We start from the raw sequence: 21695 nt of genomic DNA on the forward strand, positions 1-21695 counted from the left end.
CAGCTGGTTAGTCAACCCGCTGAGGATATGGGAGGTCTCTTCTCCTGCAGCCACGTCCAACCTCTCTTTGCGCGCATGAATCGGCGCACTCAGGCCAGGCAGGGTGACTGCCCGGCGTATATACGCCGTGTGCGACGTATCGGTTACAACAGCCCGGTCATGTGTGCCGGGCAGCTTCCTAGCGCTCCTAAGCCTGCCCGGAGTCACAGGGGTGCAGTCCGGTGGGCATAGTTGTCATCAGCCACTCTAGCCCTGACGGCAACACGATGCGTAGCTGCGGTCCGGGCGCTGCAGTTGTATTTCGTTCGTCATACTGGTTGTGTGGCCAAAAGCCCTTGCCTGGGCGCCGCCGCAACGGGATGTGACGCAGAATATGCGCGATCCAGGGGGCGGCAGCTTGAAGCGCAGGCACAAAGGGTGTTGGCTTGGGAGTAATGGAAATCACTATGCACAACGCATGTATGACGTATTGGAGGAACACGTGAGCGAGGCCGACGCCGCCACTTCGGTAAATGTGGCGGAAAAATTGGGTTTCAAAAATGGGGATCTGATTCAGGAGTTCGGTTACGACGACGACGTCGATTTCGACTTGCGTGACGATATTGAAGACCTCACCGGCTCAGAGCTGCTGGATGAGGACGACCACGATGTGGCCGACGCTGTCATCCTTTGGTGGCGTGACGGCGACGGTGACCTGGTGGACAGCTTGATGGATTCGCTCACCACCCTGAGCGAAAACGGGGTCGTCTGGGTCCTGACCCCCAAGTCGGGCCGGGACGGTTACGTTTCGCCGGCGGACATCCAGGAAGCAGCGCCGACTGCCGGCCTGCATGTCACCACCTCTGCCGGTGTCTCCAAGGACTGGAGCGCAGTGCGCCTGGTCAGCAGGAAGAACAAATGACGGCAGCGGTTGAGGCCGCTTCCGCAGTTGTCCCCGCTGTGGGCGCACTCGCGCCCGACTTTGAGCTGGCCAACCAGTACGGTGAGCCGGTTCGCCTCGCGTCCTTCCGCGGACAGAACGTAGCCTTGGTGTTCTACCCGTTCGCGTTCTCCGGAATCTGCACCGGCGAGCTTTGCGAGATACGTGACAACCTGGCCACGTTCGAGGATTCGAATGCCGTGGTCCTGGCCGTGTCCGTTGACAGCAAGTTCAGCCTCCGCGCCTACGCTGCCCAGGAAGGGTATGGCTTCGACCTGTTGGCAGATTTCTGGCCTCACGGGGCCGTGGCGAACGCCTATGGCGTGTTCGACGCCGGCAGCGGCATGGCCAAGCGGGCCACTTTCATCATCGATGCCGGCGGCAAGATCAGGTACAGCGTGGTGAACCCGCGGGGGCAAGCCCGCGACTTCGGTGCTTACCGTGCAGCTTTGGCGGATTTGAAGAGGGCCTGAGGCGGCATGGCTGAACAGCGGCGGGGGACAGGCCTGACAGGCTTTGCCAGCATGCCGCCGGTGGCCCCGGCCCCGCCCTCCGGCGAGGACCTTGAGGTTCTGGTCCGGATCCGTGACCTCCTGGCGGGCGAACCCTTTGCCCTGCTGACTGGTGCCGGGCTCAGCACGGATTCCGGGATCCCCGACTACCGCGGCCCGGACTCACCGCCCCGTTCACCCATGACCTACCAGGAGTTTGTCCGCGACGCCGCCAACCGGCGCCGCTACTGGGCCAGGAACCACATTGGCTGGTCCCATATGCGGCATGCGGATCCAAATCAGGGCCACTATTCCGCAGCCCAGCTCGAACGGCGCGGTTACCTCACCGGGCTGATTACGCAGAATGTCGACCGGCTGCATCAGGGCGCGGGCAGTTCAAACGTCGTCGATCTCCACGGCCGGTACGACCAAGTGATCTGCCTGGACTGCGGGCGGACCTACTCCCGGCGCCTTTTGGCCGGTGTCTTCGAAGAACTCAACCCAGGCTTCCTGGAGCGGGCGGCAGCTTCCGGGCTGGTGGAAATGGCGCCGGACGCGGACGCCACAGTTGAGGACCAGGCGCTCATCCACAGCTTCGTGGTGGCTCTGTGTCCTGCCTGCGGCGGGACCTTGAAGCCCGACTTTGTCTACTTCGGTGAGAACGTCCCCAAGGACCGGGTGGAGCGGTCCTACGCGATGGTGGACGAAGCTGCCGCCCTCGTGGTGGCCGGGTCTTCCCTGACGGTCATGAGCGGCCTGCGGTTCGTGCGGCACGCCGCCAAGCAGTCAAAACCGGTGGTCATCATCAACCGGGGTGCGACCCGCGGCGATGACAAGGCAACCATCAAGCTTGAAGCCGGAGTCAGCCAGGCATTGGCGTACTTGGCATCTGAACTCCCTGAGCTCTAGGGTGGGGCGTTCCCGGCGGGGGCCGATTCGCGTTTGCGGTCCAACGTCGGGTAGAGTTTATGTTCGTTGGTTGCGGCGTTACGGCCGGAAACCGCGTGATTTGGGTCTTTAGCTCAGCTGGTAGAGCGCCACGTTTACACCGTGGATGTCATCGGTTCGATCCCGGTAGGACCCACCACTATGAAACCCCGTTGCCCCGCCCCTCCGGCGGGACGGCGGGGTTTTTTCGTGCTTCGGCACTCCCACGCCCAATGTCAGTGCCCTGCCATAGCTTGCAGGAATGGAACACGTCATAGTTCACACAGACAACGAGGGAATGCCGACGACGGTGCTGAGCCGGGGCAGAGAATGGGCGGTGGGTGCCGAGCCGGTGAGGTGGTTCGAGCGCATCAATTGGTGGGAGACCAACCGCCGGATGCCCAAGGGCAACAGCGGCGTGGATGTCGAGGTCCTGCAGTTGCAGGTGAGGCTGGGAAGCAACAGCCGGTCTGCGCTGACCACCATGTATCTTCAGCGCGACGGACTTGGCGGCGGATGGCGGCTCAGGGAGTCGGAAGCGGGTGCGGCCTGACGGGCCCCGTTCCGTCCGCCGGCATCAGGGCATTGGAAAACCCTCCACCGCGACTATTGGGGGATGCCGCGGTGGAGGGCCTGGGATGAATATACCGTGAACTCCCGGAAACAAAAAGTCCTGTTGCGGGTGCCTTGTCCGGCAAACGGCGGCCGGGACCCCCGGCCGCCTCGGTAAGCCACTATGATGGTTTCTGTTCAGCTGAATGGACACCTGACGAGCGCACGCGCCTACTGAAGGAGAATCATGGCCGATTCCCGCACCTCACGTTCCTCCGACGGGCCCGCAAGCGCGTCGCCGGCGCCGGCCGTCACCCGAGCTGCCGCCGTCCTGGAAGCACTTGCCGCGTCCGCGGGGGGACGGTTGACCCTCAGTGATCTTGCCCGCGAGCTGGGAATCCCGAAATCCTCCACCTCCAACCTGCTCTTGGCGCTCGAAGATGCCCGCCTTATCAACAGAAAGGGCTCGGAATTCACCCTGGGCCGCAAACTGGTTGAACTTGGCGCGGCCTATCTCAGCCGCATGGACGAGGTCCAGGAGTTCTACCGGTACTGCGAGCAGGCGCCTACCCTTTCCGGTGAGACGGTGCGGATTGCCATGCTGGACGGGACCAATGTCATCTATCTGGCACGGTATGAGGGGCATCCGGCCGTCCGCCTCACCTCCAATATCGGCGACAAAATGCCGGTCTCGCTCTGCGCCGTGGGCAAGGTCTTGATCGCCCGGCTTCACGACCACGACATCGAAGCCTTGTTCCCCGATGACGCCGAGCTGCCAGTCCTTACGCCGAAGTCCCTGCGGACCGGGCGGGAGCTGAAGGGCCAGCTGCGGTCCATCCGGGAACAGGGCTACGCCTTCGAGGACGAGGAATCCACCACGGGCGTGGTCTGCCTCGGGGTAGCCGTTCCCACCAGGGGGTCCCACGGTCCAAGCCTTGGATTGTCCGTTACGGCGCTGAAGGCGACGTATACCGCGGAGCAGGGAGCGCAGATGGTCAAAGAACTGCAGGAACTCGCCCGGTCGCTGGGCAATCCCATGAGCTAGGACGGCGCCCCACAAGGGCCCGTACCCATACTTGTCCATAAACCCTTGCCTACCGTCCAACTTGCTGTACTCTGTTCAACATAGTGATCAGCACTTTTGGTGCTGTTGCTGACCCGCCAGGCCAACGGGGGCCTGGCGCGTGATGAGGGAGTTCTTGTGACAACTCGTACTAATGCACCGCAGGCCGCGGACGGCACCGTCGTTGACGCGGACCAGCTGCGAAGGGCAACTTTGGCAAGTTCAGTGGGTTCCGCACTGGAGTACTACGACTTCTATATCTACGGCCTGGCGTCCGCCCTGATCTTCGGCCCGCTCTTCTTCGCCCCGCTGGGTGAGAGCGGCGCCGTCATCGCCTCCTTCGCCACTTATGGTGTGGGCTTTGCGGCCCGGCCCTTCGGCGGAGTCGTCTTCGGCCACATCGGTGACCGATTCGGGCGCAAGATGGTCCTCATCCTCACCATCGGCATCATGGGAATGGCCAGCTTCGCCATTGGACTCCTCCCCACCTTCGACCAGGCCGGAATGCTCGGCGCCGTTCTGCTGGTAACCCTCCGCATCATCCAGGGCCTCGGGGCCGGCGCTGAACAGGCAGGTGCCACCACGCTCATCTCCGAGGTGGCGCCGCGCCGCCGTCGTGGTTTCTTTGCCTCCCTGCCCTTCGTTGGCATCCAGCTGGGCACCCTCCTCGGTGCCGGAACATTCGCCCTGATGGCCCTTGCGGACAAATCCGTCCTGCAGGGCTGGCTGTGGCGGGTGCCGTTCCTTGCCAGCATCATCCTGATCGCCATTGCGGTGTTTATCCGCCTCCGCCTCAAAGAGACGCCCGTATTCCAGGAACTTGAGAAGCACAAGGCTGTGGTGAAGAACCCGGTCTCCCAAATCTGGCGGCACTCCAAGAAGAATGTCCTGGTGGGCATCGGCCTGCGCATGGGTGAAAACGGAAACTCCTCCATCTACTCGGCCCTGCTGGTTTCGTTTATCAGCATGCCCGCGGGTGTCTTCCCCGGTGACAAGTTCATCGGCCCCACCGGACTGCTGATCGCGGCCGGCTTCGCCGCCGTCATGGTGGTCGCTTTCGGTGCCCTGTCCGACCGCGTGGGTCGCGTCCCCGTGTACCGCTATGGTGCCCTCTTCCAGGCGGTCATCGCGCTTCCGGCTTTCTACCTGGTGACGCTTGGCAACGTCACGCTCGTTTGGGTGGTCATGGTGGTTGGCATCGCCCTGGGCGTCCAGGCCATGCTCGGGCCGCAATGCGCCCTGCTGCCCGAGCTGTTCGGTTCCCAGCACCGCTTTACCGGCGTTGCACTGAGCCGCGAACTGTCTGCTGTACTTGCCGGCGGCTTCGCCCCGATGATCGGCGTTGCGCTGCTGGCGGCCACCAACCATTCCTGGCTGGTTCCTGCCCTGTACTCCCTCGTCCTGGCATTGATCTCCTTCGTCACCACTTTCTTCACGCCGGAAACCGGCGGACGCGACCTGGTCCTCGTCGAAGACGCCAGCTGACGCAGCCTGGACGCCCCGGCCCGGATTATCCGGGCCTGGGCGTTTTTGCATCTGCGGGAGAAGGTGCGGCCCGGATCGTTGAAGCCTGGGGGCCCGGGCTGTCAGTACAGGGATCGCCCGCACGCAGGGGGTGCCGGGCACAAAAAAGTACGGCCGCCGCCCCTGACGCAGGGGGCGGCGGCCGTACTGTGGTGCCGGGTCAGTAAAAGTGGATCGTGTCCACGAGGTGGGGGAGTTCGCCGCCGTCGAGGAAGATGCGCAGGTTGCTGCAGAAGCGGTCTGCGATCAGCCTGTTTTCGGCTGCGCTCAAGGCGGACGTATGCGGCGAGACCAGGACTCGCGGGTGGCTCCACAGCGGGCTTTCGAGGGGGAGCGGCTCCACAGCGAAGACGTCGAGGCAGGCGTAGGAGAGCTGGCCGTTGTCCAGTGCTTCAAGCAGCGCTTCCTCATCCACCACAGTGCCCCGACCGACGTTGACGAAGACGCTGCCGGGCTTCATGGCAGCAAATACGTCCCGGTTGAAGAGCTTCTCCGTGTACGGGGTGCCTGGGAGGGTGTTCACCACGGCATCGGCGGTGGCGAGGAGGCCTGTGAGGCCGTCGTTTCCCGTCACCTGGTCGATGCCGTCCAGGGGCTCCGGGGTCCTCTTGGTGCCGCTGACAGTCATCCCAAGGGCGCGTGCCAGCCGGGCCGTCTCAAGGCCGATCTCGCCGAGCCCGGTAATAACCAGCCTGGAACCGCTGACCAGCCGCGTGGGGGTGCGGAGTGAAGGCCAGTTCCTGGCCTGCTGGTCCTGTGCCAGCTCGGCGGTGCGCTTGAACCCGTTCAGGATGCCCATGGTCGCAAACTCCGCCAGTGGAAGTGCGTGCACGCCGGCGGACGTGGTGACTTTGAACTTTTGCAGAACCTGCTGGTCCAGGCCGGATGTCTTTACCGCCCCGCCTGCGCCTGCTGCCATGGCGTGCACCCATTGCAGGTGCCCGTTCTCGGTGGCGACCCGGGCCAGCCCGGAGGGGCTTTCGTTGGGGAACCCGTAGAGGACCTGTGCGCTGTTCAGCATCGACCAATAGCGTTCGTCCTGTTCCGGTGTCCGCCGGAAGTCCGGATCTCCGGCGTGGTCGGCCGGAAAACGCTCCGGCGGTAGGAGGTCCGGCTCGTACAGGACAGTGACGGACGGGTCAACGGCCCTGATGCGATCCACCAGCTCAGCTTCGAGCGGCACGGCAATGGCCACGGTAGTTATGGAAGTCATAGTGTTCATCATACTGAATTATGGCTAGGATATTGAACAATTCTTTTTAGACACGACGACGTGAGGCTGGGTCATGGAGGACAAGCGCGCAGGCTTTGCAGGCCTGGGGTTGATGGGCGGACTCATGGCGGCGAACGCCGTCCGGAACGGCTGGCAGCTCACGGGCTGGAACAGGTCTCCGGAGCCGGCGGCCCGGATGAAGGCTCTAGGCGGAACAGTTGCCCCAAGGGTGGAAGACCTGGGCCATCTACCCATCATCGTGTTCATGCTCCCGGACCTGCCGCATATCGAGGACGCCACAGCGGGGCTGCTTGCCGGCTGGACCAAAGAGCCGCCAGCGCCCAACACCGTCCTGCTGGTCATGAGCAGTGTCTCGCCCACCGCCGTCCAGGCCTTTGGACGCCGCGTCGCCGAACTCACCGGCGGGCGCGCCCAGGTTGTTGACGCCCCGGTCAGCGGCGGCACCAAGGGTGCCGCGGACGGCACCCTCGCCATCATGGCCGGCGGCGAGGAGTCCGCGTTCCGCGAGGTGGAGCCACTCCTGCACGCCATGGGCACCACCATTCGCCACCTCGGTCCCCTGGGCGCAGGGTCGCTCGCCAAGGCGTGCAACCAGTTGGTGGTGGGGACGACGACGGCGGCGCTCGCCGAAGCCGCTGAACTGGCGGAGCGTTCCGGGCTGGACCCGGCGTCCCTTTTCGACGTCCTGTCCGGCGGCCTGGCCGGCAGCAGGGTGCTGGATATCGTCGGCCCGCGCCTGGTCAGCAAGGACTACACCCCCACGGGCCCGGCAAAATTCATGCACAAGGACCTTTCCTTCGTGCTGGACGCAGCCCGCGCAGCGGGCACGGCAACACCCATCGCCACGGCCGCCATCGAACTTTACGCCGAACTGAAGCGCCAGGGCCTCGGCGACCGGGACCTCGCAGTAGTGCGCCAAACCATCTCCCACCTCAGCCACAGTGCCGCAGCTGCGGCGGAAGGAACAGTTGCACAATGAGTTCTCTTTTTGATTTGTCGGGCCGGGTTGCGTTGGTGACGGGGTCGAGCCGGGGGATCGGCAACGCGTTGGCCCGGGCTCTGGCCGACGCCGGCGCCACCGTGGTGCTCAACGGCGTCAACCCTGAGCGGTTGAAGGAAGCGGAAGCGGAGCTCGCGGCGGATTACCCGCCCGGCCGCATCCATGGCGTGGCCTTTGACGTCACCGACGGAGAAGCCGCTGCCCGCAGCATCGCCTGGATCGAGGAGAACGTGGGTCCGTTGGTGATCCTGGTGAATAATGCCGGGATCCAGCACCGGGTGCCGATGCTGGATCTGGACGTGGCGGACTGGGACCGGGTGCTGTCGACGGACCTGACGAGCGCGTTCCTGGTGGGGCGGGAGGCTGCCCGGCACATGATCGGCCGGGGACGCGGCAAGATCATCAATATTTGTTCGGTACAGACCGATCTGGCCCGGCCCACGATTGCCCCGTATGTGGCGGCGAAGGGCGGGCTGCGGAACCTGACGCGGGCGATGACGGCGGAGTGGGCCGGGTCCGGGCTGCAGATCAACGGGATCGCCCCGGGATATATCCACACGGAGATGACTCAGAACCTGGTCGATGATGAGCAGTTCAACTCCTGGATCCTGGGGAGGACCCCGGCCCACCGCTGGGGGACGGTGCAGGATCTGGCCGGACCGGTGGTGTGGCTGGCCTCGAACGGGTCGGACTTCGTGAACGGGCAGACCATCTTCATCGATGGCGGAATGACGGTGGTGGTCTGATGGCGTCGGCAGCAATCACGGAAAATCTGCCGGTCTCGGGGCCGGCGCTGGTGGCCCATGCCGCCGGTGACCTGCGGATCGATGAGGTCCCGCTGCCCCAGCCGGCGGAGGACGAAGCGGTGGTGGAGGTCGCGTTCGGCGGGATTTGCGGGTCAGACCTGCATTACTGGCTGCATGGTGCGGCGGGGGAGTCGATCCTCAAGGCGCCGCTGGTCCTGGGCCACGAGATTTCCGGGACGGTGGTCCGGGCCGCAGCCAACGGAGCCGGCCCGGTGACGGGGACCGCCGTCGCCGTGCACCCGGCCACTCCGGGCCCCGGCGCCGCGCGCTACCCGGCAGACCGGCCCAACCTGTCCCCGGGATGCACGTATCTTGGCAGCGCCGCCCGCTTCCCGCACACGGACGGGGCGTTCAGCCGGTACGTGAACCTCCCCACCCGGATGCTCCGGGCGCTGCCGGATGGCCTTGACCTGCGCACCGCGGCCCTGATCGAACCGGCGTCCGTAGCCTGGCACGCCGTGTCCCGTGCCGGGGACGTCCGCGGAAAAACAGCGCTTGTCATCGGATCCGGGCCCATCGGTGCCTTCGCTGTTGCGGTCCTCAAACGCGCAGGCGCCGCGCGGATCACCGCCGTGGACCTGCACCCCAAACCTTTGGACATCGCCCGCGCGGTCGGGGCCGATGAGGTGATTAACGCCGCCGACACTGCCGCGATCGCGGCCGTGGAGGCCGACGTCGTGATCGAATCCTCCGGCAACCACCACGGACTGGCCTCAGCCATTTCCGGCGCGGTCCGAGGTGGGACGGTGGTGATGGTGGGCCTGCTGCCCACCGGCGCGCAGCCGGTGCCCATCTCCCTGGCCATCACCCGCGAACTGGACCTCAAAGGATCCTTCCGCTTCAACGACGAAATCGACCAGGTGATCGACGCCCTCGCCGACGGTTCACTGCACATCGGCCCCGTCATCACGCACCAGTTCCCGCTCGCTGACGCCCTCCACGCCTTTGAAGTAGCCAAGGACTCCACCAGCTCCGGCAAAGTCCTCCTCAGCTTCGGCGCGGAAGGAAGCAGCTGAGCGTCAGTGCCGGACGGGGATGAACACCCGCGGCTGCTCCGTCCACGTTTCGGCCATCTGGGACATGGTCCGGCGCATGATCCGGTCGGAGGCCTCGCGGGCAGCCGGGGCGTCCCCCTTGGCGATGGCTTCCGCTACGTCTTCGTGCCACTGAAGGGCGGCCTGGTGGGGATGGTCCGGCATCAGGCCGTGCACTGTCCGGCCGGTCAGTGTTTCTGCCACCTGCCCCATGAGGTTGGCGAACATTTCGTTGCCGGAGCCGGAGAGCAGCAGCGAATGGAAGCGGATGTCCAGTTCCAGGAACCGGGCAACTTCGCCCTTGTTCCCCGCATCCCGCATGGCACGGGCAACGTCGACGAGTTCCAGGCGCAGCGGCGCCGGTGCGTTCTCTGCCGCCAGCTCGGCTGCTGCAGGTTCCACCGCGGCGCGGAGTTCGGCCAGGGAGCGCAGCTGGGCGCCGCGCGCGTCGCTGGCCAGCCGCCACCGGATAACCTGCGGATCAAAGGGGTTCCAGCGGCTTGAAGGCAGCACCCGGATGCCAACCCGCTTGGTGGTTTCCACCAGCCCCAGGGACTGCAGGACGCGCACCGCTTCGCGGATTACCGAGCGGGATACCTTCAGTTCGTCCTCCAGCTGCTCGGCGAGCATGACGTGTCCCGCGGGGAGATCCCCTGAGATGATCCGGGTGCCCAGGTTCTCGATGGCACGGTGGTGGAGGCTGCTGGTCATGCTGCTAAGCCTAGTTGCTGGCGAATGGTGGATCGCCGGGCGCCCGGGAACGCCGGGACAGGTGGGCGCCGCAGTCCTAGACTGGCACCGACACAATCGGGTTTCATGACGCGGACGTTACTTTCGCGTCACCGCCGGAATATATATGCTTTATTCCGACCCCCTGATATACCCCGGCAGCCAACCCGCACCGGAACCCTGGATCCGGGGCAAACAATGAATTGGAGTTATTGATGTCTGCACACATCGGTGTCACCGGCCTCGCAGTGATGGGCGCCAACCTTGCCCGCAACCTCGCCCGCAACGGGTTCACGGTTGCCCTTCACAACCGGTCGGTGGAGAAGACCGACGCGCTCCTGGAGAAGCACGGCGCGGAAGGCGATTTCATCCGCACCGAATCCCTGCAGGAACTGGTCGATTCCCTGGAGAAGCCGCGCCGGGTACTGATCATGGTCAAGGCCGGAAAGCCGGTGGATTCGGTCATCGAGCAGCTGGAGCCGCTGCTGGAACCGGGCGACATCATCATCGACGCCGGCAACTCGCACTACGAGGACACCCGCCGCCGCGAAGCCGCTCTGGCCAAGAAGGACCTGCACTTTGTGGGCGTCGGCGTATCCGGCGGCGAAGAAGGCGCACTGAACGGCCCGTCCATCATGCCCGGCGGCTCCAAGGAGTCCTACAAGGCCCTCGGCCCGCTGCTGGAGAAGATTTCCGCAAAGGTGGACGGAGAGCCCTGCTGCGCATGGATTGGCACCGACGGCGCCGGCCACTTCGTCAAGATGGTCCACAACGGCATTGAATACGCCGACATGCAGGTCATCGGTGAAGCCTTCGACCTCCTGCGCTCGGGAGCCGGCATTGAGCCCGCCGAGCAGGCGAAGATCTTCTCCGAGTGGAACAAGGGTGACCTTTCGTCCTTCCTCATCGAGATCTCGGCCGAGGTCCTGGGCCATGTTGACGCCAAGACGGGCAAGCCGTTCGTCGACGTCGTGGTTGACGCCGCCGGCCAGAAGGGCACGGGCCGCTGGACCGTCATCTCTGCCCTGGAACTGGGCTCGCCGGTATCCGGCATCGCCGAATCCGTCTTCGCCCGCGCACTGTCCTCGCAGGCAGCACAGCGCAAGCTGGGCCAGGAACTGCTGGCCGGCAACGAGGCCACGGTGGAAATCCCGGAGACGTTCGTCGAGGACGTCCGCCAGGCGCTGTACGCCTCCAAGCTGGTCTCCTACGCGCAGGGCCTGGACATGCTCACCTCCGCAGCCAAGGAATACGGGTGGGACCTGAAGCTGGACGAAATCGCCTCCCTGTGGCGTGCCGGCTGCATCATCCGCGCAGAACTCCTCAAGGACATCACCAAGGCGTACGCCGCGGACGAGAAGCCGGCCAACCTGCTGTTCGCCCCGGCGTTCACCAAGGCCATCGGCGACGCACTCCCGGCGTGGCGCCGCGTTGTTGCCACCGCTGTGCAGCTCGGCATCCCGGTGCCGGTGTTCTCCTCCTCGCTGGCGTACTACGACGGCCTGCGCCGCAAGCGCGTTGCCGCCGCCCTCATCCAGGGCCAGCGCGACCTCTTCGGCGCCCACACCTATGGCCGCGTTGACACCGAGGGTACGTTCCACACCCTCTGGGGCGAGGACAAGTCCGAGGTCTCGGCCGTCGACACGCACTAGTCCACGCCGCTTCCGGCCCGGCGGCCGGCGCTTCCCGATACTCTGGGGGCGCCGGCCGTTGGTGTTTCCGGCCGTAGCTGTCCTTTCATCCGTGCAGGCCGCCCTCCCGGTGCGCCGTCCCAAGGAGTCCCGCCATGAACCAGCCCGTCGCTTTTGTCACCGGTGCGTCCACTGGAATCGGCTTTGAAGCTGCCCGGAAGCTCGCCGCGCACGGATTCACGGTGTACGCCGGCGCCCGCCGGGTGGAGAAAATGGAGCCGCTCAGGGCCGACGGCGTCCGTATCCTGGCGCTCGACGTGACGGATGAGGCGTCACTGGAGGCCGCCGTCGGGGAAGTCCTCGCGGCCCACGGCCGGATTGACGTGCTGGTCAACAACGCCGGCTACGGATCCTATGGCTCCCTCGAGGAGGTGGAGCCGGCCGAGGGGCGCCGGCAGTTTGCTGTCAATCTCTTCGGCCTGGCGCGGATGACGCAACTCGTGCTGCCGGGCATGCGGTCCGCCGGCAGGGGGCGGATCATCAACATCTCCTCGATCGGCGGCAAGATGTACGAGCCGCTGGGCGCCTGGTACCACGCCACGAAGTTCGCGGTAGAGGGCCTTAGCGATTCGCTCCGTGTGGAGCTCAAACCGCACGGCATCGACGTGTCCATCATCGAACCGGGTGGCACCCAGTCCGAGTGGGGCGCTATCGCCGCTGAGGGCCTGTTGGCCAATTCGGGCGCCGGACCGTACGCCGCCCAAGCCAAGGTGGTGGCGGCAGCGCTGGCTTCAACCGACGGTTCGGCGCTGTCCTCGCACCCTGCCGTGATTGCGGACGCGATCGTTCACGCCGCAACTTCGCCGAAGCCCAAGACCCGTTACCCGGTGGGCAAGGGCGCGGGGGCCATCCTGCTGCTGCGCCGGCTGCTTCCGGACCGCGCGTTCGACGCCGTGTTGTGGAACATCTACAAGCGCTTCCCCGGCCAGCAGGGCCCGCGGCCAGGTCAGGGAACGAACTAGATCCGGTACTCGATATCGTATTCGGCCGGATCCACCGCGGGCTTGGTTTCCCGCTGGGCATCCCGGTGGCGCCACTTTGCAGGAACGCCGGTCACGATCGACTCCGGCGGCGCGTCCTTGACCACCACGGCGTTGGCACCAACGGCGCTGTCCCGGCCGATGGTGATGGGCCCCAGGATTTTGGCTCCGGCCCCGATCGTCACGCGGTCCCCGATGGTGGGGTGCCGTTTGATCCGCGCCAGCGAGCGGCCGCCCAGCGTGACGCCGTGGTAGATCATCACGTCCTCGCCAATTTCTGCGGTTTCGCCAATCACCACCCCCATGCCGTGATCGATGAAGAAGCGGCGGCCGACCGTGGCACCCGGATGGATCTCGATGCCGGTGGCGAACCTCCCCAGCTGCGACAGCAGCCGCGCCGGGAAGCGCAGCGAAGGGTTCTGCCACATCCGGTGCGTCAGCCGGTGGATCCAGATGGCGTGCAGGCCGGAATAGGCGAAAAAGTTCTCAAAAGAACCTCGAGCCGCCGGGTCGTGGGACCGGGCGGCCTCGAGGTCTTCTTTAAGTCTTGCGAAAAAGCCCACAAAGTTCTTTCTACACGAAACGGGCGGGCAGCTGAGTCTGCTTAGCCCCGGATGTCGTCATACAGCACGGTGGAGATGTAACGCTCACCGAAGTCGCAGACCACGGCCACGATCAGTTTGCCGGCGTTTTCGGGTCGCTTGGCCAGTTCCAGCGCTGCCCAGACGATGGCGCCCGAAGAGATGCCGCCCAGGATGCCTTCCTTGATGCCCAGCTCGCGGGCAACGCGGACCGAGTCCTCCAGCGTTGCGTCGATGACCTCATCGTAGACATTGGTGTCCAGCAGTTCCGGAACAAAGTTGGCGCCGAGGCCCTGGATCTTGTGCGGGCCTGGAGCGCCGCCGTTCAGGATGGGGGAGTCCTTGGGTTCCACGGCCACGATCTGGACGCCGGGCTTGCGCTCCTTAAGGACCTGTCCGACGCCGGTAATGGTTCCGCCGGTGCCGACGCCCGCCACGAAGATATCAACGGCACCGTCGGTGTCCTCCCAGACTTCCTCTGCCGTGGTCTTCCGGTGGATCTCCGGGTTGGCTTCGTTGGCAAACTGCTGTGCCCAGATGGAGTTCTCGGTGTTGGCCACGATCTCCTGGGCCTTTTCCACGGCACCGCGCATGCCCTCGGAGCCCGGGGTCAGAACGATCTCGGCGCCGAAGGCACGGAGCATGACGCGGCGTTCGGTGGACATGGTCTCCGGCATGGTGAGGATGACCTTGTACCCGCGGGCTGCACCCACCATGGCGAGGGCGATGCCCGTGTTGCCGGAGGTGCCCTCGACGATGGTGCCGCCGGGCTTCAGTGCACCCGACTTTTCCGCGGCATCGATGATGGCGACGCCGATACGGTCCTTGACGCTGTTGGCCGGGTTGTAGAACTCCAGCTTGACCGCAACGGTGGCGTCCAGTCCCTCGCTGAGCCGGTTCAACCGAACCAGCGGGGTCCCGCCGACCAGTTGCGTTACATCGTCATAGATCCGTGCCATGTACATACGCCTATCTCTAAGGGGTGAATACTGAGGTCAGCCTAACGAGGCCGCGTAACGCTGGCTAAGCGTTAAGCCATGCAGAGTAATATTTCCTGGCCTTGGCCAGCTTGGGGTTGATGATCACCTGGCAGTACCCCTGTTCGGGGTGCTTGGCGAAGTAGTCCTGGTGGAATTCCTCCGCCACGTGGAACCGGGGCAGGCGGCTGACTTCGGTGACGATGGGATGCTTCCACAACGTCTGGTTGCGTTCGATCGCTTCCTCGAACAGGATCTTCTCCTCCGTGGTCTCGTAAAACATGGAGGATCTGTACTGGGTGCCGACGTCGTACCCTTGGCGGTTCAAGGTGGTGGGATCGTGCAGGGCGAAGAACATGTCCAGGATGACCTCGGCCGGAATGATCTCCTCGTCGAAGGTCACGGCCACAACCTCCGCGTGCCCCGTGGTTCCGCTGCACACCGAGTAGTAGTCGGGCTGGGGATCGTGGCCGCCGGTGTAGCCGGACACCACCGATGTGACGCCCCTGGTCTTCTGGTAGACAGCGTCGAGGCACCAGAAGCAGCCCCCGCCAAGAACAAAAGTTTTCATGACCTCTTCAATGGTTGACGGCCCCGGATGATTCCCGCCGGCTCTTCCCGGCACCGCAACATGCGGCGCCGGGAAGGCGATGGGGTAAAACTAAGACTATGGAACCTGTGGACACCGACGTTACCGGCCAGGCAGATCACGACGGCGAAGCCTCCTCCGACGCGCTGGCCCACGACAGTGCCGCCGAGGCGCCAACCCTGGCCGAATTGTTGCTTGCCGTTGAGGAGCTGTGGCCTGAATCGTTGGCGGAGAGCTGGGACGAGGTAGGGCTCGTGGCAGGCCACCCGTCTGCTCCCGTCAGCAAGGTGATGTTCGCGGTGGACCCCACCCTTGACGTCATCGAAGAAGCCATTGAATGGGGTGCCGGCCTCCTCATTACCCACCACCCGCTGCTGCTGAAGGGTGTCACGTCGGTAGCCGCAACCACGGCAAAGGGCCGGGCTGTCCACCGGCTGATCGAGTCGGGGACGGCACTGCTGACCGTACACACCAATGGCGACTCCGCCGTCGGGGGCGTTTCCGACGTTCTGGCCGATGCGCTGGGACTGCAGGACGTCGCGCCGCTTACCGCCGCAGCCAACGGGCTGCCGGAGGAAGGCATTGGGCGGGTCGGCGACCTGGCGGACGCCATGAGCCTGGGTGATTTCGCTGCACGGGTGTTCGGCATCCTTCCCTCAGTGGCCGGGGGTGTTCGCGTTTCCGGGGACAAGGACGGCGTGGTGCGGCGGATCGCCGTGTGCGGAGGCGCCGGCGATTCCCTGTTTAACGAGGTCAGGGCCAGCAACGCGGACGTGTACGTCACCGCAGACCTTCGCCACCACACCGCTTCCGAGGCCCGGGAGGCTGCCCGCAATGGCCGGCCCTACTTGGTGGACGTCTCGCACTTTGCCAGTGAATGGCTGTGGTTGCCGGCCGCCGCCGCAGCCCTCGGCAATGTCCTGGCGGACCAGGGGCATGACCTGGAGATCCGGGTCAGCACCACCAACAGTGATCCGTGGGACTTCATCCTTACCCCGGGCTGAGCCCGGCAGCGAGGCAACGGTGCAGGCCAGGCGATAGAGTCTAGGAAGCGCCGGTAGGGTGCCCGGCCCGAGGCCGGATGGGATCAAGCGGAGGTAACAGTGGCGAAGGCAGCACCGGCGGAACAGTTGAAGTTGCTCGAACTGCAAGGACTGGACGCCAGGCTGACCGGCCTCGCCAACCGCCGGCGGACGCTCGAAAATGATCCCCGAATCAAGGACCTCGAAGCGGCGTTGTCCGTGGCCAATGGAGAACTGGGTGCTGCCAAGGTGGCGGTGCATGACGCCGAGTCCGCGCTCAAGCGGGCGGAAGCCGACGTCGAACAGGTTGCCTCGCGCATCGAACGCGACGAAGCCCGGCTCAACAGCGGCACCGGGCTTTCCAAGGACCTGGTGGCCTTGCAGAAGGATATTGAGTCGCTGAACAAGCGGCGCTCAGACCTCGAAGACGTGGAACTGGAAATCCTGGAGCGGCTGGACACGTTGCGGGAGCGGCAGGCCGCCCAGCAGGCGATCGTCGATGACATCCAGGGCTCGTTCGGCGCCATCCGGGCCGAGCTCGACGCAGCCCTCGCTGAAGTGGCCGCCGAGGCCGAAGAGCTCGTGGCCCGGCGCGCCGAATTCGCCGCAGGGCTGGATGCAGGCATGCTGGCCGTCTACGAAAAAACCCTCGCCAAGCGGGGCGTTGGCGCCGCGCGGCTCTTCCACGGGACGTCGGAGGCTTCGGGAATGAAGCTCAGCCCCGGCGACCTCGCCGAGATCAAGGCCGCCGCTGCCGACGACATCGTGTTCTGCCCCGACTCCGGCGCCATCCTGGTCCGCTCGGACGAGTGGGCCTGACAACAGGCGACCGGCCCGGCCGCAGGCTTACCCCGGCAGGATGATGTTCAGGGCGTGCGGCTTGCGGACGGTGCCGGGCACCAGTTCCGCGTGCCACTTTTCGCGGGCGGCCTTCAGGAGGTCCGACGGCGTGGCCGGGGCTTTTCCGCGGCGTACCAGCAGATGCCGGGCCAGTTCGCCCCGGGTGTGCTTGGCGAAGTGGCTCACCACCTTGCGGACTCCCGCGGTCTCCGTAAAGACGTTCACGGCGACTGTCTGTTCCGGCGGCGGGGCCCAGGCGGCGGCGTAGGTGCTGGACCGGCAGTCAACCAGCAGATGCCCCTGCGCCGTTGCCCCCAGGGTGTCGCCCAGCTGGGCCTTCCAAAAGGGAGCCAGCCGGCCGACGTCGGGCAATGCCGTGCCCATCGACAGCCGGTAGGCGGGAACACTGTCGCCAAAGCGCAGTGCCCCCCACAACGCGGAAATCACCAGGACGGACTCATCGGCCTTGCGGCGCTGCACTGGCGTCAGGGTCCGGTAACCCAGGGCGTCGTACAGGACGCCGGAGTAGATGCTGTGTGCCGGCGCGGCGGGCTCGGCGTGCAGGCGGGTATTGCGTTCGACGTCGTCCCGCAGCGAAGCTCCGACGCCCAGCAAAGCGAGAGCGTCCTGGTGCGCACTGACCGTGCCCAGTGCCTCAAGGACTTTGGCCCGGTACGGGTTGAGGTCCGGGAAGCCCAGGGAGGACCAGTCGACGGCGGGACCGCGCAGCGCGGGCGTCTTGCCTTCAGACGGGGGAAGCAGAATCAGCACCGTCCGATCCTACCGGCGACGAAAGCGGTCGGGAGCGCCGGTAGACTGGACCCGGATGGGACAGCCAGACGGCCGCGCGCCACGCAAGTGGCTCGAGGAACGTCCGGGCTCCGCAGGGCAGGGTGGTGGGTAACGCCCACTCGGGGTAACCCGCAGGCCAGTGCCACAGAAAACAGACCGCCTGCATGTCCGGCCTTGGCCGGAGAGGGCAGGTAAGGGTGAAACGGTGGTGTAAGAGACCACCAGCTTCCCGGGTGACCGGGAAGGCTAGGTAAACCCCACCCGGAGCAAGGCTAGACAGGACACGTTCGAGGGCTGCCCGCCCGAGTGTCCGGGTAAGCCGCTGGAGGGTGCCGGCAACGGTACTCGTAGATGGATGGCCGTCGCTCCCTTTCCGGCAACGGCAGGGGAGAACAGAACCCGGCGTACCGGCTGTCCCATCCTCAAAACCGGGTTTGACCTTGGGCGCTGTGTTGGGGATGCTTGACCGTGCCCGTTATTACTGATCTCCGGCCGGCCGCCGGAACGGCTGGAAACTTATCCGGCCTGCGCTCCCAAATTACCGCCCTCGCCGGGTTCCTTGGGCTGTCGGCCGCGGCCTGTGTGCTTGCCTCGATCCCCATCATCCTCAATTCCACGGGCTGGTACGCCGGCTCGGTCAAGGCGCCGTGGATGCCGCCCTCACTGATGTTCCGGATCACCTGGATGGTGCTGTATGTCGTAGTGGCCGCCGCGGCCTGGCTGGTCTGGCGCAAAGGCGGACTGACCGGTCCGGCCCTGGCCGGCTACGGCGTCCAACTCCTGCTGAACGCCGCGTGGCCGGTGACGTTCTTCGGGATGTACCCCATGGCCGGCGCGGCGGCCCTCTGGGCGGCGTTCCTGGTCATCTGCTGCCTGGCTGCAACCCTGGCCTTCCTGATCCTCCGGTTCGGTCCGGTCGACGCCACCGCCGGGCTGCTGGTGTTGCCGTACTTTTCCTGGGTCGTCTTTTCCGCCAGCCTGAACCTGTACGCCGCCGCCCACAACTGAGCGCGCAGCCCATGTGAGTGATTTCACGCAGCACTGGCGTGTTCGGGGGGCTGCGCCAAATTAGAATGGATCCCGGACGCAGGAGTTCTACCGCCGAAAAGTTGCGTTCGCAGCCGGCGGTTTTTCTTTGCACGCGATCCAGGTGCCTGAGGGTCGACCCCTGCAGGTGCCGGTGCCCCTGGACATCATCAGGTGGCCTACATCTGTGTACGAGGACGTACACGGCTGACCCGAGGAAGGTATTTCTGTGAGCCAGACGTCTGATTCTTGTCTTGATACGTGGATGGGCCGGGAGGCCCTCGCCGAGGCCATGATCCCGGTGATTGGCAGGCTGTACCGCGACAACAACGTGGTGACCAGCATCCACGGCCGGAGCCTGATCAACAAGTCCACCATGAACATCCTCAAGGCACACCGCTTCGCGCGCCGGATGAGCAAGGACGAACTGCTCCTGGAGGACACGGCGCCGCTGCTGAACACGTTGGCCGGCCTGGACTTGGGCGCTGCCGCGATCGACATCGCCCGCCTGAACCAGAAATTCAAGGAAGAAGGCAACGGAGCCACCCTTGAAGAGTTCCTTCGCGCCGAACTCGCCGAGATCGTTGGCAAGCGTGGTGCCGACGAGCGCACCAGCACCGACGTGGTGCTCTACGGCTTCGGCCGTATCGGGCGGCTCCTGGCACGCCTCCTGATCGAAAAGGCCGGTGGTGGCCACGGCCTGCGCCTGCGCGCCATCGTGGTGCGCCGCGGATCCGACAACGACCTTTCCAAGCGGGCCAGCCTGCTCCGCCGGGACTCCGTCCATGGCTCCTTCGAGGGCACCATCCGCATCGACGAAGAAGCCAACACCATCACCGCCAACGGCGTGCGCATCCAGGTGATCTACTCGAACGACCCCGCCACCATCGACTACACCGCCTACGGAATCAAGGATGCCCTGGTGGTGGACAACACGGGCCGCTGGCGCGATGCCGAGGGGCTGTCCCAGCACCTTCAGAGCAAGGGTGTTGCACGCGTGCTGCTGACGGCTCCGGGCAAGGGTGAGCTGAAGAACATCGTCCACGGCATCAACCACCGGGACATCAACGATTCCGACCGGATCGTGTCCGCCGCCTCGTGCACCACCAACGCCATCACCCCGGTCCTGAAGGCCATCAACGACAAGTTCGGTGTGATCCACGGGCACGTGGAAACCGTCCACTCCTTCACCAACGACCAGAACCTGATCGACAACTTCCACAAGGGCGACCGCCGGGGGCGTTCCGCCGCGCTCAACATGGTCATCACCGAAACCGGCGCCGCCAAGGCGGTTGCCAAGGCCCTGCCCGAGCTCCTGGGCAAGCTGACCGGCAGCTCCATCCGCGTTCCCACCCCGGACGTCTCCCTGGCCATCCTGAACCTCAGCCTGGAGAAGGGCACCACCAAGGATGAGGTGAACAACTACCTGCGCGAGATGTCGCTGCACTCGGACCTGCGCAAGCAGATCGACTACATCGACTCGCCCGAGGTTGTCTCCACCGACTTCGTGGGCTCCCGACGTGCAGGCATTGTTGACGGCCTGGCCACGGTTTCCACGGACAAGAACCTGGTCCTCTACGTCTGGTACGACAACGAATTCGGCTACAGCTGCCAGGTGGTACGGGTCATGGAAGAAATGGCCGGCGTGAACCCGCCTGCGTTCCCCGCCAAGGAAAGCGCGGCCGCCCTGGCCGCAATCGCCGTCTGACCAAAAGCGACACGTCCGGCCAATTCCCGGCTGGTTCACTGGAATCAGCCGGGAAACCGGACCAAACTGGTGGCATGGACAAAGAATCGACTCTTCAGCACGAAACCACCCTCGAACACGCACTCGACGTGGCGAAGGCCAACCACAAGGAAGCCCTGAGGCTCCTTGAGGGCGCCCGCGCCGCGCACCAGGCAGGAGACGCCAGCGAAGAGCGCGTCCGGCAGCTCGAGGAACTCCTGGCTACCGCGGAGGAGGATCTCCGAAGGGTCACGCGCGAGCAATAGATGAGGGCGGCGTGTGATCCATCACTCGTCCTCCACAGTGTGGATATAGGCGGCCGGCTGCGTCCCCTGTCCTAGGCTCTTGGAGTGCCTACCTTTAGCGATCGGGTCTCAGGGCCGTGACTGTCAGCTGGTCCGCCTACCGCCGTGCGCGCCGCCGTTCCCGGCAGGCCTGGGGGCTGCTGGCAGCGGTCGCCGTCTCTGTCATAGCCGGGCTGTTCTGGTTCTTTACTGCCGGACAGTTCGCCGCGGCTGGCCCGGCGCCCGCCGGACCAGCCGAGGCACCGGTGTTCGATGCCGCCTTTATGAAACCGGTGGCCGAGCCCAACCCCGTACCCGCGGGCGCCGCTCTCGCCGCCCTTGACGGCCTGGCCGTGAAAGGCAGGGCACCGAATACCGGCTACAGCCGGGAAGCCTTTGGCCAGGCGTGGCTCGATGTGGACCGGAACGGTTGCGATACCCGCAACGACATCCTGCGGCGCGATCTTGCCGGAGTGGTATTCACCGAAGGTTCCGCGTGCAAGGTAACGGGCGGCCATTTCCAGGAACCGTACACCGGACAGGCCATCGAATTCCGTCGCGGCGCCGAGACCAGCAGCGCGGTGCAGATCGACCATGTGGTGCCCTTGGGTGACGCCTGGCAAAAGGGTGCGCAGGGACTGGCGCCCAAGGAACGCCAGAGCCTGGCCAATGATCCCCTGAACCTGATCGCCGCCGACGGTCAGTCGAACCAGAAAAAGAGCGCCGGGGACGCGGCAACGTGGCTGCCGAAAAACACCGCGATCCGCTGCCATTACGTGGCCCGGCAGATCTCCGTCAAGGCTGCTTACGGCCTGTGGGTGACGGCTGCCGAGAAGGATGCCATGAAACAGGTTTTGGCATCCTGCCCCGGGCAGCAGACGATTGCCGCCCGTTGAGCGGTAAGCGGC

Annotated in this window: 23 protein-coding genes, 1 tRNA gene and 1 other RNA gene; 19 read left to right on the top strand and 6 right to left on the bottom strand. The window is 65.3% G+C overall.

Annotated features, from left to right (window positions below):
• The first annotated feature begins 481 nt into the window (after positions 1-481).
• The 7 genes from QRN53_RS04165 (at position 482) to QRN53_RS04195 (ending at position 5437) form a co-directional block, all read left to right on the top strand.
• Positions 482-901 (top strand): DUF3052 domain-containing protein, encoded by a 420-nt coding sequence (locus QRN53_RS04165; RefSeq protein WP_285242834.1) that lies wholly within the window; start codon positions 482-484, stop codon positions 899-901.
• On the top strand, positions 898-1392 hold the full coding sequence (locus QRN53_RS04170) for a peroxiredoxin (RefSeq protein WP_285242768.1): 495 nt from the start codon (positions 898-900) through the stop codon (positions 1390-1392). The genes QRN53_RS04165 and QRN53_RS04170 overlap by 4 nt, the downstream gene beginning before the upstream one ends.
• A 6-nt stretch (positions 1393-1398) precedes the next feature.
• The gene (locus QRN53_RS04175; protein WP_285242769.1) at positions 1399-2319 is read left to right on the top strand and encodes an NAD-dependent protein deacetylase; all 921 of its coding nucleotides are present in this window, start codon (positions 1399-1401) and stop codon (positions 2317-2319) included.
• A gap of 102 nt (positions 2320-2421) precedes the next feature.
• Positions 2422-2497 (top strand) — tRNA-Val (locus QRN53_RS04180).
• Positions 2498-2599: 102 nt separating this feature from the next.
• Positions 2600-2890: a hypothetical protein gene (locus QRN53_RS04185; RefSeq protein ID WP_285242770.1), complete on the top strand. Its 291-nt coding sequence runs from the start codon at positions 2600-2602 to the stop codon at positions 2888-2890.
• A gap of 246 nt (positions 2891-3136) precedes the next feature.
• Entirely contained in the window at positions 3137-3934 is a 798-nt protein-coding gene (locus QRN53_RS04190) for an IclR family transcriptional regulator (protein WP_285242771.1), read from the top strand.
• A gap of 156 nt (positions 3935-4090) precedes the next feature.
• The gene (locus tag QRN53_RS04195) at positions 4091-5437 is read left to right on the top strand and encodes an MFS transporter (protein ID WP_285242772.1); all 1347 of its coding nucleotides are present in this window, start codon (positions 4091-4093) and stop codon (positions 5435-5437) included.
• 199 nt (positions 5438-5636) lie between these two features.
• On the opposite strand, the gene QRN53_RS04200 is transcribed toward QRN53_RS04195, so the two are convergent.
• Positions 5637-6701, bottom strand: a complete 1065-nt coding sequence (locus QRN53_RS04200) for a D-2-hydroxyacid dehydrogenase (RefSeq protein WP_285242773.1) — start codon at positions 6699-6701, stop codon at positions 5637-5639.
• Positions 6702-6762: 61 nt separating this feature from the next.
• On the opposite strand from QRN53_RS04200, the gene QRN53_RS04205 reads away from it, so the two are divergent.
• From QRN53_RS04205 to QRN53_RS04215, 3 genes are read left to right on the top strand one after another with little or no spacing between them, the layout of a single operon-like run.
• Positions 6763-7689, top strand: coding sequence for an NAD(P)-dependent oxidoreductase (locus QRN53_RS04205; RefSeq protein ID WP_285242774.1), 927 nt, complete (start codon positions 6763-6765; stop codon positions 7687-7689).
• Positions 7686-8456 carry an SDR family oxidoreductase gene (locus tag QRN53_RS04210; RefSeq protein WP_285242775.1) on the top strand — a complete coding sequence of 257 codons (771 nt, stop codon included), beginning with the start codon at positions 7686-7688 and terminating at the stop codon, positions 8454-8456. The genes QRN53_RS04205 and QRN53_RS04210 overlap by 4 nt, the downstream gene beginning before the upstream one ends.
• On the top strand, positions 8456-9532 hold the full coding sequence (locus tag QRN53_RS04215; protein WP_285242776.1) for an L-idonate 5-dehydrogenase: 1077 nt from the start codon (positions 8456-8458) through the stop codon (positions 9530-9532). Before QRN53_RS04210 ends, QRN53_RS04215 begins: the two co-directional genes overlap by 1 nt.
• Positions 9533-9535: 3 nt before the next feature.
• Here the strand turns inward: QRN53_RS04215 and QRN53_RS04220 are convergent, their stop codons facing one another.
• Positions 9536-10261, bottom strand: a complete 726-nt coding sequence (locus tag QRN53_RS04220) for a FadR/GntR family transcriptional regulator (protein ID WP_285242777.1) — start codon at positions 10259-10261, stop codon at positions 9536-9538.
• Positions 10262-10494: 233 nt separating this feature from the next.
• On the opposite strand from QRN53_RS04220, the gene gnd reads away from it, so the two are divergent.
• Positions 10495-11931 carry an NADP-dependent phosphogluconate dehydrogenase gene (gene gnd, locus QRN53_RS04225; protein WP_285242778.1) on the top strand — a complete coding sequence of 479 codons (1437 nt, stop codon included), beginning with the start codon at positions 10495-10497 and terminating at the stop codon, positions 11929-11931.
• 134 nt (positions 11932-12065) lie between these two features.
• Complete coding sequence (locus QRN53_RS04230) at positions 12066-12932, top strand: oxidoreductase (RefSeq protein ID WP_285242779.1); 867 nt, start codon at positions 12066-12068, stop codon at positions 12930-12932.
• Here the strand turns inward: QRN53_RS04230 and epsC are convergent.
• The 3 genes from epsC to msrA all read right to left on the bottom strand — a co-directional run bounded on the left by epsC (position 12929) and on the right by msrA (position 15079).
• On the bottom strand, positions 12929-13513 hold the full coding sequence (gene epsC, locus QRN53_RS04235; RefSeq protein WP_285242780.1) for a serine O-acetyltransferase EpsC: 585 nt from the start codon (positions 13511-13513) through the stop codon (positions 12929-12931). The genes QRN53_RS04230 and epsC overlap by 4 nt on opposite strands.
• Before the next feature lie 41 nt (positions 13514-13554).
• Positions 13555-14490, bottom strand: coding sequence for a cysteine synthase A (cysK, locus tag QRN53_RS04240; protein WP_285242781.1), 936 nt, complete (start codon positions 14488-14490; stop codon positions 13555-13557).
• 64 nt (positions 14491-14554) lie between these two features.
• A complete protein-coding gene (gene msrA / locus QRN53_RS04245; protein WP_285242782.1) occupies positions 14555-15079 on the bottom strand; it encodes a peptide-methionine (S)-S-oxide reductase MsrA in 525 nt (174 codons plus the stop codon).
• 98 nt (positions 15080-15177) lie between these two features.
• On the opposite strand from msrA, the gene QRN53_RS04250 reads away from it, so the two are divergent.
• Both QRN53_RS04250 and QRN53_RS04255 read left to right on the top strand, forming a co-directional pair.
• Positions 15178-16101, top strand: coding sequence for a Nif3-like dinuclear metal center hexameric protein (locus tag QRN53_RS04250; RefSeq protein WP_285242783.1), 924 nt, complete (start codon positions 15178-15180; stop codon positions 16099-16101).
• A 99-nt stretch (positions 16102-16200) separates the two neighbouring features.
• On the top strand, positions 16201-16938 hold the full coding sequence (locus QRN53_RS04255; protein ID WP_285242784.1) for a zinc ribbon domain-containing protein: 738 nt from the start codon (positions 16201-16203) through the stop codon (positions 16936-16938).
• 27 nt (positions 16939-16965) lie between these two features.
• Here QRN53_RS04255 and QRN53_RS04260 read toward each other — a convergent pair whose 3' ends face one another.
• Positions 16966-17730, bottom strand: a complete 765-nt coding sequence (locus QRN53_RS04260; protein WP_285242785.1) for a YaaA family protein — start codon at positions 17728-17730, stop codon at positions 16966-16968.
• Between the two features lie 56 nt (positions 17731-17786).
• On the opposite strand from QRN53_RS04260, the gene rnpB reads away from it, so the two are divergent.
• The 5 genes from rnpB (at position 17787) to QRN53_RS04285 (ending at position 21683) form a co-directional block, all read left to right on the top strand.
• Positions 17787-18174: RNase P RNA component class A (gene rnpB / locus QRN53_RS04265), an RNA gene on the top strand.
• A gap of 45 nt (positions 18175-18219) precedes the next feature.
• Entirely contained in the window at positions 18220-18759 is a 540-nt protein-coding gene (locus QRN53_RS04270) for a TspO/MBR family protein (protein WP_285242786.1), read from the top strand.
• A gap of 247 nt (positions 18760-19006) precedes the next feature.
• Complete coding sequence (locus tag QRN53_RS04275) at positions 19007-20485, top strand: glyceraldehyde-3-phosphate dehydrogenase (RefSeq protein ID WP_285242787.1); 1479 nt, start codon at positions 19007-19009, stop codon at positions 20483-20485.
• A 74-nt stretch (positions 20486-20559) separates the two neighbouring features.
• Positions 20560-20769 carry a hypothetical protein gene (locus tag QRN53_RS04280; protein ID WP_285242788.1) on the top strand — a complete coding sequence of 70 codons (210 nt, stop codon included), beginning with the start codon at positions 20560-20562 and terminating at the stop codon, positions 20767-20769.
• Positions 20770-20885: 116 nt separating this feature from the next.
• On the top strand, positions 20886-21683 hold the full coding sequence (locus QRN53_RS04285) for an HNH endonuclease family protein (protein ID WP_285242789.1): 798 nt from the start codon (positions 20886-20888) through the stop codon (positions 21681-21683).
• Positions 21684-21695: the final 12 nt, after the last annotated feature.

It is taken from the genome of Pseudarthrobacter sp. fls2-241-R2A-127, assembly GCF_030209355.1.
Lineage (GTDB): Bacteria > Actinomycetota > Actinomycetes > Actinomycetales > Micrococcaceae > Arthrobacter.

Excerpts from the sequence above, each read along its gene's own strand:
- QRN53_RS04175 (WP_285242769.1), top strand. The coding sequence starts at position 1,399 with ATGGCTGAACAGCGGCGGGGGACAGGCCTGACAGGCTTTGCCAGCATG.
- msrA (WP_285242782.1), bottom strand. The coding sequence starts at position 15,079 with ATGAAAACTTTTGTTCTTGGCGGGGGCTGCTTCTGGTGCCTCGACGCT.
- QRN53_RS04220 (WP_285242777.1), bottom strand. The coding sequence starts at position 10,261 with ATGACCAGCAGCCTCCACCACCGTGCCATCGAGAACCTGGGCACCCGG.
- QRN53_RS04250 (WP_285242783.1), top strand. The coding sequence starts at position 15,178 with ATGGAACCTGTGGACACCGACGTTACCGGCCAGGCAGATCACGACGGC.
- QRN53_RS04230 (WP_285242779.1), top strand. The coding sequence starts at position 12,066 with ATGAACCAGCCCGTCGCTTTTGTCACCGGTGCGTCCACTGGAATCGGC.
- QRN53_RS04280 (WP_285242788.1), top strand. The coding sequence starts at position 20,560 with ATGGACAAAGAATCGACTCTTCAGCACGAAACCACCCTCGAACACGCA.
- QRN53_RS04200 (WP_285242773.1), bottom strand. The coding sequence starts at position 6,701 with ATGATGAACACTATGACTTCCATAACTACCGTGGCCATTGCCGTGCCG.
- gnd (WP_285242778.1), top strand. The coding sequence starts at position 10,495 with ATGTCTGCACACATCGGTGTCACCGGCCTCGCAGTGATGGGCGCCAAC.
- QRN53_RS04210 (WP_285242775.1), top strand. The coding sequence starts at position 7,686 with ATGAGTTCTCTTTTTGATTTGTCGGGCCGGGTTGCGTTGGTGACGGGG.
- QRN53_RS04215 (WP_285242776.1), top strand. The coding sequence starts at position 8,456 with ATGGCGTCGGCAGCAATCACGGAAAATCTGCCGGTCTCGGGGCCGGCG.
- cysK (WP_285242781.1), bottom strand. The coding sequence starts at position 14,490 with ATGGCACGGATCTATGACGATGTAACGCAACTGGTCGGCGGGACCCCG.
- QRN53_RS04185 (WP_285242770.1), top strand. The coding sequence starts at position 2,600 with ATGGAACACGTCATAGTTCACACAGACAACGAGGGAATGCCGACGACG.
- QRN53_RS04190 (WP_285242771.1), top strand. The coding sequence starts at position 3,137 with ATGGCCGATTCCCGCACCTCACGTTCCTCCGACGGGCCCGCAAGCGCG.
- QRN53_RS04170 (WP_285242768.1), top strand. The coding sequence starts at position 898 with ATGACGGCAGCGGTTGAGGCCGCTTCCGCAGTTGTCCCCGCTGTGGGC.
- QRN53_RS04205 (WP_285242774.1), top strand. The coding sequence starts at position 6,763 with ATGGAGGACAAGCGCGCAGGCTTTGCAGGCCTGGGGTTGATGGGCGGA.